The organism is Actinomadura sp. 1N219 (assembly GCF_044326405.1).
Lineage (GTDB): Bacteria > Actinomycetota > Actinomycetes > Streptosporangiales > Streptosporangiaceae > Spirillospora.
Genome location: NZ_JBIRAY010000004.1, coordinates 81,899 through 96,163, shown reverse-complemented (window position 1 = coordinate 96,163; position 14,265 = coordinate 81,899). Strand labels below are relative to the sequence as shown.

Genomic DNA, 14,265 nt, shown 5'->3' with positions numbered 1-14,265 from the left:
CGCCGCCCCCATAAGAAGCCGGGAACAGGGAGTCCGCTGAGACGGCCGCAGCCAGGATCATCGCCACCCAGACTCGGCTCCGCCGCACCCACCGCCAATGCCGAGCCCGGCACGGCGCACTACAAAACCGGGGCATCCCGCCGCAACCAACCCGGAAGCGACTCCCGCATCCCGGGCGCCGCCGCACCTCACCCTCGGCCACGCCGCAAGTGTGAGCGGCCCAGCTACCCCTTCTCACACCCCCACAGGCGCAAAATCCGTTCCCGTGCGGGCGGAGCGGTGGTGGATGACCGAGGCGGCCCCCAGGTGTAGGCGCGGCTACTCGCAGCCGGCGTAGCCGCGGACGCGTTCGGGGTACTCGTCGAGGTTCGCCCGGTTGCAGGTGAAGCTGACCTCCTCGTTGCTGATGATCCGCACCGGTCCCTGGACTTCGCCGCTGGTGGGAGCGCCGTGGGACGCGGCGCAATTGCGGCCGACGACAAACGGCAGGGGAAAGGCGCGCGGGACGGCCAGGCTCTCGCACGTATAGGTGGGCGGGGCCGCGGCGTCGACGGCCGCGGCGGTCGCCGGGATGGCGACGACCAGGCCGGCCGCGGCAGCGGCGGCGAGCGACAGAGACGGGACCAGCGTGGCCGATGGCCAACGCATACCAAACCTCCCAAAATCGATTACGCTAAGCATTTGGGTCGATACCCATAGTGACTGCGGGTAAGCACGTCCGCCTGAGCACCGAGACCGATGACGATCTTCAGGGATTTGGGAACGGGCACTTGGGGATCGCGCGGGTAGGGAACGCGCGGCCGATGAGTTTGTGGCTCCCGGCCGGTCAACCTCGTGACACCCTAGGAAAGGAGACCGCCATGTCGGAGCTTCTCGTCGACTTCATCACCTCCCTCGACGGCTACGCATCGGGAGAGGGATGGCCCGGGTTCTGGGGCCTGGAGGGCCCGGAGTACCTCGCGTGGCTCGGTGAGCAGCCCGAGGCCACCTACCTGATGGGAGCGAACACCTACCGCCTGATGTCGGGCTTCGCCGCCGGCGACGTCCCGGATGGCCAGGACGAGTTCAGGCCGGAAGAAGAGGCGTCGGTCGACGAGCTCACGCGAGCGTCCAAGGTCGTGTTCTCCTCCACACTTCAGGAGCCGCTGACGTGGGCCAACTCCACGCTCGTCCGCGACGACGCCGTCGAGGCGGTCCGCGCCATGAAGGCGAGTGGCTCGGGACTCCTCAGCACCATCGGCAGTCTCAGCCTGTGCCGGTCCCTGCTGCGTGCCGGACTCGTCGACCGCTTCCGGGTCGTGATGTTCCCGGTGATCACTGGGGCCACGGGCGCGGAACGCATCTACGACGGCTACCCGGACGTCGCCCTGGAGATGATCGAGCACCGCACCTTCGACGGCCGCATCCAGCTGGTCGAGTACAAGCCTCGCGTGCTCAAGCACCCGCCGCTCGGCGCCCCCGCGTGACCTCGCCCCGTCCGCCGGTCTGGACCGCCGCCAGCCCGGCGGACGCGGAGCAATCCCCACATCCCCGACCGGACGTTGTTCGACGAACTCGTCTTGTTCGGCGACCACCAGCTGATTCCGTCCCTCATCGGTCTTAGTGGTGGAGGGCGAGCGGCATCCTTGCGCGTCTGGGCGAGGGCTCGTCCCCGGTACGATCAGCCGATCATGACGATGATGAACCTCGGCGCTGCGGCTCGCACCTGATGTGGAGGGACCAGTTTCCTCCCGCCGACGGGTTCGTCTCGAACCTGCTCGGGGTCGTCAACGACTATCCGACCTGCGATCCGGTGGACCTGCTGGGGACGGTCGCCGAGCTCAGCGTGGAGCACCCCGATCCCCGGGTGCGGGCGGGGCAGCTCCTCGCTCTCTACTCGACCTGTTTCTGGGCTGCTCATCTGCTCCGCGACCAGCCGGTCTACGACAAGATGATCGCCGCGGCGGCGCTGGCCGACGAAACACTGGACGCCTGTGACGAAGACCATCCGGGCCGCGCCGAGCTCGACAACCTCGAGCGCATCGTGCGGTGGATCCCGGCGATCGAGGACCCCGAGGTGGCCACCGCCGCGGGGCTCGCGGACCGCGACGAGCTCGCACTGTTCTCCTGCCCGGCCTGGCTCCGGACGATGGCCTGCGAGGCCGTGGAGGTGCTGCTGGCACAGCGCCCAGCCGAGTTCGGGATGCCGGATTTCAGCCTGCTGACGCCCGCGTACGTGGTCGAAGGCGCCTTGGACGTCATCGCGCTCACCGTCAGCGTCCGCTTTGACCCTGAGGACGCGTCGTCGCAGGTCACGAGCCTCTGGGCAGCCCAGAGGCTCCTCGGCGACGTGCCGCGGAGCGAGCTGCTGCCGTTGACGGCGGCGGTCTGCTTCTCCCTGGCCCGACAGGACGCGACCGCTCCGCCGACCGTCCCGACCTACCTGAGCGACGTCCTCAACCGGGTCGCGGCGGACTCGGCGTGCCCGCACGGCGAACGCCACGACACCGACCCCGACGCATGGCTTCCGGCCGTCGAGTACCTCTACAAGCCGACGCGCTTCGACGATGACGAGCCCGTGGACGAAGCCCTGTGGCACTGCCCCGGCCAGCGCGCCGCGATGATACGCACGGCGCTGCGCCTAAACACACCGCTTGAACAGTGAGCCGATTCCATCCCACCGGTCTTACTGGTGAAGGGTGAGGATGGCCTGCACGATGGTGGAAAGGCGGCGGGGTGAGAACTCGGCGAGTAGCTACCTCGTTAAGGGGCACGCAAGGGGGGTGTCAGCGGCGCGGCAGCCGGTGTGATCAGGCTGAACTGAGGTCTAGCGGAAGTCCTCGGCGCGGTCTTGTGCCCATTGGGCGAACGTCCGTGGCGAACTGCCCGTTACGGGCTGTGCGGTGGGCAGCGGGCCCAGGGTGCTCGGGTCGAAGTCCTCGATTTCGGCCGGATCGGCTGGGTTGCCGTTGTAGTCGGTGAATCCCAACAGGAAGTCGGCGGCCTCGGCGGCGAATCCGCCGATCTTCAGGTAGATTTCGCGCGCCTGGGCAGGAGTGACCTCCTCGAACCCGACCTCTTCGCCGAGTGCGTCGGCGATGGCTTTGACCTGGTCGCGCAGGCTGATCAACTCCGGGCCGTTGAGGTCGTACGCCTTGCCGTGGTGCCCGTCCTCCAACAGGGCTTTGAGCGCCACATCGGCGACGTCCCGCTCGTGGACGGGGAACCAGGCCGAGTCCGGATTCGCGTCCCGCACCATTCGCTCGGCCCGGATGGACGGTCCCCACAGCGAAACCTTGTTGGCCGCGAATTCGCCTGGCCGGAGGTGTGTCCATTCCAGGCCGGACTCCTCGACGGCCTGTTCGACCGGCGGATGGAATGTCGTGTCGAAACCGCCGGTCACGGCGCCCGATGAGAGCACAACGATCCGCTGGACGCCCGCTTGCTTGGCACGATCGACGATCTCCTTGGCCGTGGACGGCTCTGGGAAGAGGAACATTCGGTCCACGCCGTCGAACGGCACGGTCTCCGGCCTGGTGAGGTCTCCTTGGACGACCTCGGCGCCGGGCAGGTCGGCGCGTCCCGGGTGCCTGGTCAGCGCCCGCACTTGAACGCCTGCCTTGACCAGGCCTGCTGTCACCTGCCGTCCCACGTTCCCGGTCGCCCCGGTCACCAGCACTCGCATGTGAGCCCTCCTTTTCCGTATGCCCTACGGATAAACAATACCGTATGCTCTACGGAAATGGGGAGGCGCAGTGGAACGCAGCGGCGGTGGAGATCCTCGGGAGACCCTGCGTCTGCTCTGGCGCTCCCCGCAGGCTCGATCGGGTCGCGGCCGGCCGCCCAAGGTCTCCCTGGACAAGATCGTCGCCGCGGCCATGACGCTGGCGGACCGGGACGGGCTCGACGCCATGACCATGGACCGGCTCGCCGCGTCCCTCGGCGTCGGCACGATGACGCTCTATACCCACGTGCCCGGCAAGGCCGAACTGGTCGACCTGATGGTGGATTCCGCCTGGCAGGAACTCGACCTGACCCCATCGGGCTCGTGGCGTGACCAGATCGAGCACTATGCGAGCCAGAACGTCGCCCTGCACGAACGCCACCCATGGCTGCGCATCGTGTCGACCGTGCGGCCACCCCTCGGCCCCGGTTTGCTCGCCAGGGACAACTTCCTGCTGGGCGCGTTGTCCATGACCGGGCTGTCCGCCGCCGAAAGGTCCGCGGCGAGCGGCTCCATCGTCACCTTCGTCGACGGCACGGCCGCCGCCCTTGCCGAGCACACATATGCCGAGCGGATCAGCGGCCAGTCCGACGAAGACTGGTGGGCCGCCCGCCAAATGTTCTGGGAGACCATCTTCGACCCGGCGCGATACCCGGCGATCGAACAGACCTGGCACAGCGGCGGCTTCAACCGCAACGCCGCCGAGGCGGCCGCGAACGCCTTCGACCTCGGCCTGCGCGCCCTGCTCGACGGAATCGCCGCAATGGCCCAGCGGGACCGGTGATCGCCCGCATGATCGCCTGACATGGCTCGACGACTTCGTGGGGGTTGATCGTCCTCGACGGCCTGCTCCAGCGCGGCATCGTCCTCGGGTGCGGTATAAGGGCCAAGCGCTGAGGGGCGTCGGCCTTGTCTTCGTTGGTTAGGCTGTGCGGCGATGACTACCGGGACGGCATTGCGCCACACACGGATTGGCGACCCGGTGCTTTTCTGAGCGCCGAGCGGGCTCCGCCTCCGTCGTGTTGATCACAGTTCGGCACATCAACCACGACAGGAGAACGTCATGCCCACCAAGACTCTGCAGATTCCCACCCCGGACGGCCAAGCCGACGCTTTCGTGGCCGTCCCCGACCATGGCGAGCGGCACCCAGGGGTGCTGATGTACGCGGACGCCTTCGGCATCCGGCCCGTGCTGCGGGAGATGGCCCTTGAACTGGCCGGGCACGGGTATTACGTGCTCGTCCCCAACGTCTTCTACCGGCACGGCCCGGCGCCGCTGATCGACCTTCCCGAGTACATCGGAGCAGAGACCCGGCCCGCGGTCTTCGCCCAGGTGATGCCCCTGATCGAGGCGCACAAGACCGAACGGATCCTGCGCGACGCCGACGCCTACCTCGGGTTCCTCACCGCGCAGCCCGAGGTCAGCGCCGGACCGGTCGCGGTGACCGGCTACTGCATAGGCGGCCTTCTGGCGATGCGCACCGCCATGGCCCACCCCGGCCAGGTGGCCGCCGTCGCCGGATTCCACGGCCCCGTCGTCACCGACGGGCCCCACGGTCTCTCCGACCTCCGCGCTCAGGTCTACCTCGGCCACGCCGAGACCGACATGACGCCTGAGGCCCTCGACGAGCTCAACCAGGCCTTGGAGGCCGCGGGCGTCGACTACACGTCCGAGATCTACCCGGGCACCGTCCACGGCTTCACCATGTCCGACACCGACGCCTTCAGCTCCTCCGCACTGCAGCGCCACTGGGATCGCCTGCTTCCGCTCCTCAAACGCACCTTGACCGACAGGTGAGCCTCCGGCCTGGAACCCAAATCGTCCTCGTCTTGGAGGACAAGTGCCACCAGGTTGTGGGCGTTCGGTTTCGGGTCGTGGCGGGTCTCTAATGGGCGGCGACGCGGTATCGGGAAACGATTGCGCCGCCGTTGAACACCTTGGCATCGGTCAGTTCAAGGGCCAGGTCGATCGTCAGGCCGTCGAATATCCGGGGTCCGGCGCTGAGGACGGCGGGGCTCACGGCGAGCAGGTATTCATCGATCACACCGGGCGCGGAGGCGATCGGCGCGAGGGTCTTGGGGCCGCAGGACAGCAGGATGTCGTTGCCGTCCTGCCGCTTCAACGCGGCGAGTTCGTTGACCAGGTCGCCTCCGATGACCAGGCGATCGGTCGTGGACGGCAGGGTCCTGGAGAAAACGACCTTGGTCATGTTCCGTTGCACCTTGGCGAACCTGCGGTCCGCGGCGGTGATGGCGGGTGCGTCGTCGGGAGTCTCGCCGCGGGCGGCCTTGTCCCACCAGGGCACGATCGTCTCGTAGGTCGCCCTGCTCATTGCCCAGGTGTCCGCCTGGGAGAACTGCTCGGCGATATAGGCCGTTTCCTCCTCTCCCCACGGGAACGGCTCCCAGAACGCCCCCGCGGCGTTGGCGATGCGGTTGTTCACGGTGGTCTGCATGTGGAACACGATCTTTCGCATCTGGACGGCCTCCGTTGTTGTGATCAACCGCAGGAGAGACCATCTCCGTCGCGAAAATTCATCGGTGTCCAGGCGACCGTTCGCAGGCTGGCCGGGCCTCGTTGTCCGATCAGACGTGCAGGGTGGGCTTGTAGATGAGTTCTTGGATGTGGCCGTCGAGCGTCCGGCTCTCGATCAGTTCGAGGTCGAAGTCGGCCGCGTCCTCGAAGACCGGGTTCAGCCCGTTCTGACCGGTGATCACGGGGAAGAGCGTCACCTGGACGCGGTCGACCAGCCCGGCGGCCATCAGCGCCCGGTTCATCGCCAGGCTGCCGTGCGAGCGCAACGGCACCGCGGACTCCTCCTTGAGCCGGGCGACGACGTCGACGGCATCGCCCCTCGCGAGGGTCGCGTCCGGCCAGTCGGCGGTCCCGTCCAGGGTGCTCGACACCACCGTCGCCGGAAGGTTGACCATCCGCGTCACCCACGGGTCACGCACCTCGGACCCGTCCGTGCTGGTGGCCAGCATCTGCGCGAACGCCCGGTAGGTGTTGGCTCCGAAGACCATCCGCTGCTCCTCGCTGTACACCGCGAGGCGGTGGTTGAGGAGTTCGGGGCCTTGCTTGCCCCAGTACCCGGTCCAGTTGCCGCCCGCGGCGCCGAAGCCGTCGAGGCTGGAAAAGACGTCGAAGGTGTAGGTGGCGGTCATGGCGCTCTCCTCGGGTGCGGTGTGGTGCGGCTGATCGTGCGTTAGGGATACAGACTGGCAGCCGCGGCGAGATTCATCGCGTGCGCCAAGCTGGAGTCACCTTTTTCGAGGGAACGTCGTAGCGCGACCGCCGTGTTCGTGGTGGTGTCGAGGGTTATGGCCGCTTGAGGAGGCTCGGCTCGTAGCCGGCTAGGCACCGTTTCCCGGCGTGCCTGGCGGGTCCTGCCATTATGTTTCCATGGCCGATGAAGTGCCGTCGAGACGGATGCTTGCTGCGCTTGGACGCTACGCCGCAGTCAAGCGCCAGGTCTTTGACGGGCAAGATCTGAACTCGCTTACCTTGCTGAACCTATGGTTCAGTCGGTGCTCCTTTGTCGGCGTTGACCTGCGCCATGCCACGCTGGACGGTTGCTTCTTCAAACTCTGCGATCTGCGCGGTGCCGACCTGCGGAGCGCGTCGCTGCGGGGAGTGAGAATGGCCGGATGCGATCTGCGTGGCGCTGATCTGCGCGACACTGACCTGAGCGCGGCGAAGTTCGGAGTGGTCAATACCGGGGTGCCGCCGCATGGCCTGACCGACGTCAGTGATGCCAAGTTCGACAACGCCATTATCCGTGGTCTTCAGGTTGAGCAGGTCATTGGCTGGGCTCAGGCCGAATGAGATTGTCCTTGTTGAGGTGGGTGGTTAGGGGCGGGTTATGGTGGGGGCGAATAGGGTGCGGAGGCGGTCTACCTCTTCGGTGGGGGCGCGGTCGGTCAGGTAGCCGGGGGTGTCGCGGCTCCAGACGCCTGCGGTCAGCAGGTCCGCCTGTAGGTTCGCGGTGGCCAGTGCCAGGCCGTTGGAGTCGATCACCGGGAGGCCGGCGATTCTGCGGATACCGGCGCGCCAGAGGAGTTCGCAGGGGATGCCCTCGCCTGAGACGATCGCCTGTGCGCCCGCTTCGCGCAGTTCTTCGGCGGCTTTTGTGATCTTTTTGAGGAGGGCCGGAAGTGTGTCGTCCGGGAGGCCCTTTTCGATGAGTGTGCGGCCCTCGGGGAGGTAGCGGAAGCCTGCGCATAGGTCGGCGCAGCCGTATTGGGCCTGGTTGTGGCGTAGGGCTTCCTCTAGGGCCGGGACGAAACCGATGATGCCGAATCGGAGGCCCTGGGTGCGTAGGAAGTCGAAGGTAGCCTGTCCGTATCCGACCACCGGGATCGAGACCAGTGAGCGGGCGGCGGCGAGGCCCGGGTCCTGGCTGGTGCCGATGATGTAGGCCGAATAGCCCTGGCGTTCGGCCTCGACCGCGCGCTCGGCGAAGTACCAGGAGAAGAAGACTTCCAGCTGGCCGTATTTCACGTGGTCGGCCGGCATTTTCGTGTCGTAGACCTCGGGTGGCAGGGCGTGGAATTCCACGTCCGCGCGGTCGCCGAGGATGTCGCGGGCGTGTTGTTCGTAGCCATCGTCCAGCCAGGGGTTGCGGCCGACGACCGTGTGTTTCTGGAACCAGATCCGGCTCACTGCGCCACCTTTCCCTGGGCGAGGGTACGGCGGGCGCGGCGGATCACGGCCTCGTCGACCATGCGGCCCGACTCGTCGACGACGACGCCTGACCCTGCGGCCTCGAAACGCGCCACCAGTGCGCGGGCCTGGGCGAGTTCGTCGGGCGATGGGGTGAAAACTTCGTTGACGACCGGGAGCTGCGCCGGGTGGATGCAGGCCCGGCCCTGGAAGCCGAGGCGGCGGAGCGCGCGGGTCGATTCGGCCAGGCGGTCCAGGTCGCGGAAGTCGGTGCTCACCGGGCCCAATGGCGGGTCGATTCCGGCGGCGGCCGAGGCCAGGACGATCTGCGACCTGGGCCAGAGCAGTTCGCGCTCGTCGGCGCCGGGGTCGACGCCGATGTCCGCGCATAGGTCGGCCTCGCCCAGCTGTAGCCGGACGACTCGGGCGGCCTGGGCGATCTCCGGTGCGCCCAGCACTGCGGTCGCGCTCTCCAGTACCGGGCAGAGCGCGATCTGCGGGGGCAGGAGGTCGTCGATGGCGGCCAGGTCGTCCGGCGTCTCCGTTTTCGCGACGCATATTCCGGTGACGGCGTGGAGTCCGGGTTCTAGGGCGTGCAGGTCCTCGTGTCCGGCCTTTCCCGGGTTGATTCTGATCCAGATCTCTGGGGCGTCCTGGGGGAGGGTGGCCAGCCAGGCCGTCATTGTTCGGCGGGCGGTGGGCTTGGCCTCGGGGGCTACCGCGTCCTCCAGGTCGGCGATCAGGGCGTCGGCGCCGCGGGTCAGCGACCCGGCGAGCTTCTCCGGGCGGTCTCCGGGGACGTAGAGGGCCGATCTCATCGGGCCGGTCGGTGGACGTACCGCCCGGCGGGCGTGCCGATGATCTTTCCCGCGTCGAGAACCTGGTGTCCGCGCACGAAGGTGTCGGTTACCTGGGCCGTCAGCTCGAAACCCTCGAACGGGGTGTACTCCTGCGCGGACTCGGAGTCCGCGGCCCGGACGGTCCAGGTCTTGTCCGGGTCGACGAGGCAGAAGTCGGCGTCCAGGCCCTCCTTGATCGCGCCCTTGGTGCGCAGGCCGTACCGCTGGGCGGGGTTCCAGGAGGTGAGCGCGGCGATCCGGCCGAGCGGGAGGTGCCGCTTGCGGCCCTCGGTGAGCATCCCGGCGAGCAGGTACTCGGCGCCGCCGAAGCCCGACTTGGCGAGGAAGACGTCGTCGCGGGGCTCGCCGAACTTGATCTCGTCGCGGCAGCAGGCGTGGTCGCTGACGACCCAGTCGACGGTGCCTTCGGCGACGTGCTGCCAGAGCGCCTCGACGTCGTCGCGCGGGCGCAGGGGCGGGTTGACCTTGCCGCCGATGCCGTGTGCCGTGTCGATGTCGGCGAGCAAGTGGCCGATCGTGACCTCGCGGCGGAAGTTGACGTGCGGGAACGCCCCGGCCATGCGGACGGCCGCGTCCATCGCCTTGGCCGACGACAGGTGCAGCAGGTTGATGTTGGGCAGGCCCGTCTCGTGCGCCAGGTAGGACGCGATGGAGATGGCGAGGCCCTCGGAGTGTGGTGGACGGGACGCGTGGTAGGCGGCCAGGCCGGTCAGGTCGCCCGCTTCCTCGACCATCTTGGTGTAGGCGGTCATGATCTCCGCGGTCTCGCAGTGCAGGGAGAGGGAGATCTCCTCGGCGAGTTCGGGGAACTGCTCCCGCGCCGCCTGGATGCCGCGCATCACGAACTCGAAGTGCGCGTAGTCGTACCGCTCGCCGGGCGGCGTCATCAGGAACGAGCTCTGGTCGGACGACCGGCCGTGCAGCCCGTGCCCGCCGTAGAACATGAAGATCTTGAAGGACGAGACGCCGAAACGCTCGATCAGCTCCGGGATCTCCGCGATGTGGCCGGACGACATCGGCGCCAGGTGGAAGGCGTAGTCGATGTGCGAGCGTCCGGCGGCCGCGTCCAGGACCTCGGGGAAGAAGTCGGCGTAGGGGCCGCCCTTGTTCAGGTAGTACTGCCCGGTCCGCATATAGGTCAGCGCGGTGGTGACGCCGCCCTGCGCGGACGCGCGGCTCTCGGTGACGGTGTCGTCGGCGAGCGGGCTGTAGATGCCCCAGTGCTGGTGCGCGTCGACCACGCCGGGGAAGGCCGGACGGCCCCGCCCGTCGACGACCTGGGCGGCGTCCGCCGCGTCGAGGCCGGGGGCGACGCGGGCGATCTGCCCGTCGCGCACGGCGATGTCCGCCTCGAACGGCTCGTCCCGCTCGTGCGTGACGACCTTGACGTCCTTGACCAGCAGATCGTATTCAGCCATGAGTCTCTTCCTTCGTGTCCCGGTCCTGGAGTCGGTCCTCGGAACGGTCCTGGAAATCGGCGAGCGGGCGGAGCAGGTCGCCGACGTCCGCCAGGTCGGCGAGCCCGCGTACGTGGCGGGCGGTCTCGGCGGCGGCGTCCTCGGACAGCCGGCCTTGGGTGTTGTCGCGGAACTTCAGCTCCAGCTCCGCGTCGCTGACGGGACGGCCGGGGCCGCCCCGGTTGACGGGCACCTCGTGGCGCCATTCGCGTCCGTCCACGTCGCGGGCGGTGAGGACGGCGGGGAACTGCATGGGGAAGATCTCCGTCGCCCAGGCGTCGGCGACCACGTCCACCTTGGCCATCAGCTCGCGCCGGTACGGGTCGCGGGCCAGCTCGTCGGTGTAGTCGCCGAGCCCGACGCCGAGCCCGCCGCCGCCGAGCAGCCCGGCGACGACCGCGTACGGGCCGGAGAACTGCGCCTGGTAGCCGGTGTCGGGGGCGCGCTTCAGCTCGATCGGCTGGCCGATCGTGCGGATCACGGGCGCGGGGACGCCGAGCGTCAGCGACACGACGCGGTCGGCGGCGAGGCCCTGCTCGCGGAGCGCGATTGCGGCGTCGACGGCGGCGTGGGTGAAATGGTTCGCGGGGTAGGGCTTGAAGAAGATGCCCGGGACGGCCCAGTCGGAGCCGAGGCCGTTGGTTATTTCCTTGGGCTCGTACTCGCCGCGCAAGAAAGCCTGGAAGAAACCGAAGCGTCCCTCTAGGACGGTTGGAGGCCCGGTGAATCCGCGGCTGACCAGTTCGGCCGCGGTTACCGCTGAATGCGCTGCCCATCCGCAGTGCAGGCGCTTCACGGTGCCGCCGGTCCGGTTGGCCTCGATGAGCCCGGACGCCATCGATGCGGAGACGCCGAGGGCGTCCAGCAGGCCGTCGCCGTCCAGGCCGAGCTGGAGGCCCGCGGCGACCGCGCCGCCGAGCGCGCCGCAGATGGACGTGGCGTGCTGGCCGTGCTCGAAGAACGTCGAGTTGCCCGCCCGCGCGTCGTACCCGGCCATGCCCAGCCGGACGCAGACCTCCAGCCCGACCGCGATCGCGCGGATCGTGTCCGGGCCGGACGCGCCCGCGCGCTCGCCCGCGGCCAGCGCGGCGGGCACCACCGAGGCGCTCGGGTGGAGCACGGACGGCAGGTGCGTGTCGTCGTAGTCGAGGGAGTGCGCCAGGACGCCGTTGGCCAGCGCCGCCAGGGGCGCGGGCAGGGCTGCGCCGCCGCCGATCGCGTGGGCCTGCGGACGTCCGCCCTGATCTTGGACGTACTCCAGGACGGCCGCGCTCGTCGGCAGCCGGTGCGCCGCGACGCACAGCCCGATCACGTCGAGGACGCGCTTGCGCACGCTGTCGACGACGTCGTCCGGCAGCGTCTCGAACGACGTCGCGGCGGCGAAATCCGCCAACTGGCGCGCCAGTTCCGGCTCGGTCGTCGGTTCCTGGTCAGCCATCGGAACGCTCCAAAGAGCGCAGCGCGAGCGGGCGGGCCGGGGATCCGGTCGCGCCTACCAGCGGCAGCGGCGCCAGGACGAAGGTGAACTCGTGGACGCCTGCGCGCGCGATCTCTTCGAGGTCGAGTGTCTCGATGATGTAGATCCCGGCCTCGACCAGCAGGACGCGGTGCGCGGGCAGCACGCTGTGGCCCTGGCCCGGTGGCAGGCACTCGAAGGCGATGGTGTCCGCGCCCGCCGCGTGCACGGCTCGGTCGGCCAGCCAGCGGGCGCCCGCCTCGCCCACGCCCGGCACGCCGGACGCCGCGCCGATGTAGGCGTTCCGGTCGGGGTCGGTGAAGAGCCGTCCCCAGCCGCTGCGGACGAGCGCGACGTCGCCGGCGCCGACGTCCGTGCCCTGGTGCCGGACGGTGCGGTCCAGGTCGTCGGGCGTGATCTCGTAGCCGGGCGCGCAGTGCTCCTCGCCCAGCGCGCGCGGGACGTCCAGCAGCACTCCCCGGCGCACGATCGGCGCGATGGTGTGCACGCCGTGGTCGGGGTAGCCGCCGCCCTGGCAGGCTTCGACGGCGTCCGCGCCGCCGTGCAGCCGGCCGTCCTGGGACACGTGGGCCAGCGCGTCGATGTGCGTCCCGACGTGGGTGCCGGTGACGATCATGTCGTTGGCGGCCGAGCCGCCGTCGGGGCGCGTCCGGTCGCCGTGCCGCCGCGGCAGCGTGTGCCAGTAGGCGGGATGGTTCGGCGACTGCGGCATCCCGATCGACATCGGGCGGGCTAGGTCGTAGACGGTCACCCCGGCGAGCACGGCCGCCAGGAGGGGGTCGGGGTGTCCGGTCGCTGGTTGAGTGGTCACTGGGTGCCTTGTCTCCGGATTCCTTCGGTAGGGCCTTCGGTGGGGCCTTCGGTAGGGGTTGCGGGCATCAGGTCACGATGCGGCGTTCGCGCAGGCTCGCGACCTCCGCCGGGTCGAGGCCGAGCTCGTCGACGAGCAGCGAGTCGGTGTCGGCGCCGAGCGCGCGTCCGGTGAAGCGGATCCGGCCCGGCGTGCGCGACATCCGCCACATCACGTTGTGCATGAGCATCGGCCCGAAGTCCGGGTCGGGGACGCTGGTCAGCATCTCCGTCTCCCGGATGTGCGGGTCGTCGACGATGTCCGCCGCGCTGTAGACGGGGGCGATCGCGGCCCCGGCGTCGGTGAACTCCGCGACGACGTCCGCGCGGGTGCGTTCGGCGATCCAGCCGCCGACGAGCTTGTCGAGCAGGTCCGCGTGCGCCGCGCGGCCGTGGCCCGTCGCGAACCACGGCTCCTCGACGACCTCGGGGTGGCCGACGAGGCGCAGCACCCGCTCGGCGATCCGCTGCGCGCTGGTCGACACCGCGAGCCAATGCCCGTCCGCCGTCCTGTAGGTGTTGCGCGGCGCGTTGTTGGTGGACCGGTTGCCGTGCCGTTCCTCGACCACGCCGAGCTGGTCGTACACGGTCGGCGCCGGGCCGACGGCCGTCATCAGCGGCTCCAGCAGGCTCAGGTCGATGACCTGGCCGCGCCGCTCCGGGTCGCGGTCGCGGTGCCACAGCGCCATCGCCGTCGCGGACGAGGCCGCGATCCCGCAGAGGCTGTCGGCGAGCCCGAACGCGGGCAGCGTCGGCGGCCCGTCCGCCTCGCCGGTCATGTACGCGAAGCCGCTCATCGACTCGGCGAGGGTGCCGAAACCGGCCCGTCCCGCGTACGGGCCGCGCTGCCCGAACCCGGTGACCCGGACGATGATCAGGCTCGGGTTCGCCTCGTGCAGCCGGTCCGGGCCGATGCCCCAGCGCTCCAGCGTCCCCGGACGGAAGTTCTCGATCAGGACGTCCGACCGCGCGGCCAGCCTGAGCAGGATCTCGGCGCCTTCGGGGGCGGAGAGGTTCAGCGCGAGCGCCCGCTTGTTGCGCGAGATCTCCTTCCACCAGATCGGTTTCCCGTCCTTGGACTTGCCGTGCCCGCGCATCCCGTCGCCGGCGACCGGATGCTCGATCTTCACGACGTCCGCGCCGAAGTCGCCGAGGATCTGCGCGCACAGCGGCCCGGCGAGGATCGTCGAGGCGTCGATGACCCGCAGGCCCTGCAGTGGACCGTCCTGCATTCATTCCCCCAAGTGAAATCTGGA

General features: G+C 69.3%; 15 protein-coding genes. 5 read left to right on the top strand and 10 right to left on the bottom strand.

Annotated features, from left to right (window positions below):
• Positions 1 to 318 precede the first annotated feature (318 nt).
• Positions 319 to 648 carry a hypothetical protein gene (locus tag ACH35V_RS15255; RefSeq protein WP_395972862.1) on the bottom strand — a complete coding sequence of 110 codons (330 nt, stop codon included), beginning with the start codon at positions 646 to 648 and terminating at the stop codon, positions 319 to 321.
• Between the two features lie 212 nt (positions 649 to 860).
• Here ACH35V_RS15255 and ACH35V_RS15250 point away from each other — a divergent pair, with 212 nt between their 5' ends.
• Both ACH35V_RS15250 and ACH35V_RS15245 read left to right on the top strand, forming a co-directional pair.
• The gene (locus ACH35V_RS15250) at positions 861 to 1,466 is read left to right on the top strand and encodes a dihydrofolate reductase family protein (protein WP_395972861.1); all 606 of its coding nucleotides are present in this window, start codon (positions 861 to 863) and stop codon (positions 1,464 to 1,466) included.
• Between the two features lie 242 nt (positions 1,467 to 1,708).
• The gene (locus tag ACH35V_RS15245; RefSeq protein WP_395972860.1) at positions 1,709 to 2,644 is read left to right on the top strand and encodes a hypothetical protein; all 936 of its coding nucleotides are present in this window, start codon (positions 1,709 to 1,711) and stop codon (positions 2,642 to 2,644) included.
• 162 nt (positions 2,645 to 2,806) lie between these two features.
• Here the strand turns inward: ACH35V_RS15245 and ACH35V_RS15240 are convergent, their stop codons facing one another.
• Positions 2,807 to 3,664, bottom strand: coding sequence for an SDR family oxidoreductase (locus ACH35V_RS15240; RefSeq protein WP_395972858.1), 858 nt, complete (start codon positions 3,662 to 3,664; stop codon positions 2,807 to 2,809).
• Positions 3,665 to 3,734: 70 nt separating this feature from the next.
• Between ACH35V_RS15240 and ACH35V_RS15235 the strand changes: the two genes are divergently transcribed.
• Together ACH35V_RS15235 and ACH35V_RS15230 are read left to right on the top strand one after the other, a co-directional pair.
• Positions 3,735 to 4,487: a TetR/AcrR family transcriptional regulator gene (locus tag ACH35V_RS15235; protein ID WP_395972857.1), complete on the top strand. Its 753-nt coding sequence runs from the start codon at positions 3,735 to 3,737 to the stop codon at positions 4,485 to 4,487.
• 279 nt (positions 4,488 to 4,766) lie between these two features.
• Positions 4,767 to 5,501, top strand: coding sequence for a dienelactone hydrolase family protein (locus tag ACH35V_RS15230; RefSeq protein ID WP_395972855.1), 735 nt, complete (start codon positions 4,767 to 4,769; stop codon positions 5,499 to 5,501).
• Positions 5,502 to 5,589: 88 nt separating this feature from the next.
• Here ACH35V_RS15230 and ACH35V_RS15225 read toward each other — a convergent pair whose 3' ends face one another.
• Both ACH35V_RS15225 and ACH35V_RS15220 read right to left on the bottom strand, forming a co-directional pair.
• Positions 5,590 to 6,180, bottom strand: a complete 591-nt coding sequence (locus ACH35V_RS15225) for a dihydrofolate reductase family protein (protein WP_395972853.1) — start codon at positions 6,178 to 6,180, stop codon at positions 5,590 to 5,592.
• Between the two features lie 109 nt (positions 6,181 to 6,289).
• Positions 6,290 to 6,868 carry a dihydrofolate reductase family protein gene (locus tag ACH35V_RS15220; protein ID WP_395972852.1) on the bottom strand — a complete coding sequence of 193 codons (579 nt, stop codon included), beginning with the start codon at positions 6,866 to 6,868 and terminating at the stop codon, positions 6,290 to 6,292.
• 238 nt (positions 6,869 to 7,106) lie between these two features.
• Between ACH35V_RS15220 and ACH35V_RS15215 the strand changes: the two genes are divergently transcribed.
• Positions 7,107 to 7,529 carry a pentapeptide repeat-containing protein gene (locus tag ACH35V_RS15215; protein WP_395972850.1) on the top strand — a complete coding sequence of 141 codons (423 nt, stop codon included), beginning with the start codon at positions 7,107 to 7,109 and terminating at the stop codon, positions 7,527 to 7,529.
• A 24-nt stretch (positions 7,530 to 7,553) separates the two neighbouring features.
• On the opposite strand, the gene ACH35V_RS15210 is transcribed toward ACH35V_RS15215, so the two are convergent.
• From ACH35V_RS15210 to ACH35V_RS15185, 6 genes are all read right to left on the bottom strand, one after another.
• On the bottom strand, positions 7,554 to 8,366 hold the full coding sequence (locus ACH35V_RS15210) for an aspartate/glutamate racemase family protein (RefSeq protein ID WP_395972848.1): 813 nt from the start codon (positions 8,364 to 8,366) through the stop codon (positions 7,554 to 7,556).
• Entirely contained in the window at positions 8,363 to 9,184 is an 822-nt protein-coding gene (locus ACH35V_RS15205; RefSeq protein WP_395972847.1) for an HpcH/HpaI aldolase/citrate lyase family protein, read from the bottom strand. The genes ACH35V_RS15210 and ACH35V_RS15205 overlap by 4 nt, the downstream gene beginning before the upstream one ends.
• Complete coding sequence (locus ACH35V_RS15200; protein WP_395972845.1) at positions 9,181 to 10,644, bottom strand: dihydroorotase family protein; 1,464 nt, start codon at positions 10,642 to 10,644, stop codon at positions 9,181 to 9,183. The genes ACH35V_RS15205 and ACH35V_RS15200 overlap by 4 nt, the downstream gene beginning before the upstream one ends.
• A complete protein-coding gene (locus ACH35V_RS15195; protein ID WP_395972844.1) occupies positions 10,637 to 12,121 on the bottom strand; it encodes an MmgE/PrpD family protein in 1,485 nt (494 codons plus the stop codon). Before ACH35V_RS15195 ends, ACH35V_RS15200 begins: the two co-directional genes overlap by 8 nt.
• The gene (locus ACH35V_RS15190; RefSeq protein WP_395972843.1) at positions 12,114 to 12,971 is read right to left on the bottom strand and encodes a cyclase family protein; all 858 of its coding nucleotides are present in this window, start codon (positions 12,969 to 12,971) and stop codon (positions 12,114 to 12,116) included. Before ACH35V_RS15190 ends, ACH35V_RS15195 begins: the two co-directional genes overlap by 8 nt.
• A gap of 67 nt (positions 12,972 to 13,038) precedes the next feature.
• A complete protein-coding gene (locus ACH35V_RS15185; RefSeq protein WP_395972842.1) occupies positions 13,039 to 14,241 on the bottom strand; it encodes a CaiB/BaiF CoA transferase family protein in 1,203 nt (400 codons plus the stop codon).
• Between the last annotated feature and the right edge of the window lie 24 nt (positions 14,242 to 14,265).

Bases quoted from the DNA above. Each gene is read 5' to 3' on its own strand.
- ACH35V_RS15255 (WP_395972862.1), bottom strand. From the start codon at position 648: ATGCGTTGGCCATCGGCCACGCTGGTCCCGTCTCTGTCGCTCGCCGCC.
- ACH35V_RS15250 (WP_395972861.1), top strand. From the start codon at position 861: ATGTCGGAGCTTCTCGTCGACTTCATCACCTCCCTCGACGGCTACGCA.
- ACH35V_RS15245 (WP_395972860.1), top strand. From the start codon at position 1,709: ATGTGGAGGGACCAGTTTCCTCCCGCCGACGGGTTCGTCTCGAACCTG.
- ACH35V_RS15240 (WP_395972858.1), bottom strand. From the start codon at position 3,664: ATGCGAGTGCTGGTGACCGGGGCGACCGGGAACGTGGGACGGCAGGTG.
- ACH35V_RS15230 (WP_395972855.1), top strand. From the start codon at position 4,767: ATGCCCACCAAGACTCTGCAGATTCCCACCCCGGACGGCCAAGCCGAC.
- ACH35V_RS15225 (WP_395972853.1), bottom strand. From the start codon at position 6,180: ATGCGAAAGATCGTGTTCCACATGCAGACCACCGTGAACAACCGCATC.
- ACH35V_RS15220 (WP_395972852.1), bottom strand. From the start codon at position 6,868: ATGACCGCCACCTACACCTTCGACGTCTTTTCCAGCCTCGACGGCTTC.
- ACH35V_RS15215 (WP_395972850.1), top strand. From the start codon at position 7,107: ATGGCCGATGAAGTGCCGTCGAGACGGATGCTTGCTGCGCTTGGACGC.
- ACH35V_RS15205 (WP_395972847.1), bottom strand. From the start codon at position 9,184: ATGAGATCGGCCCTCTACGTCCCCGGAGACCGCCCGGAGAAGCTCGCC.
- ACH35V_RS15200 (WP_395972845.1), bottom strand. From the start codon at position 10,644: ATGGCTGAATACGATCTGCTGGTCAAGGACGTCAAGGTCGTCACGCAC.
- ACH35V_RS15195 (WP_395972844.1), bottom strand. From the start codon at position 12,121: ATGGCTGACCAGGAACCGACGACCGAGCCGGAACTGGCGCGCCAGTTG.
- ACH35V_RS15185 (WP_395972842.1), bottom strand. From the start codon at position 14,241: ATGCAGGACGGTCCACTGCAGGGCCTGCGGGTCATCGACGCCTCGACG.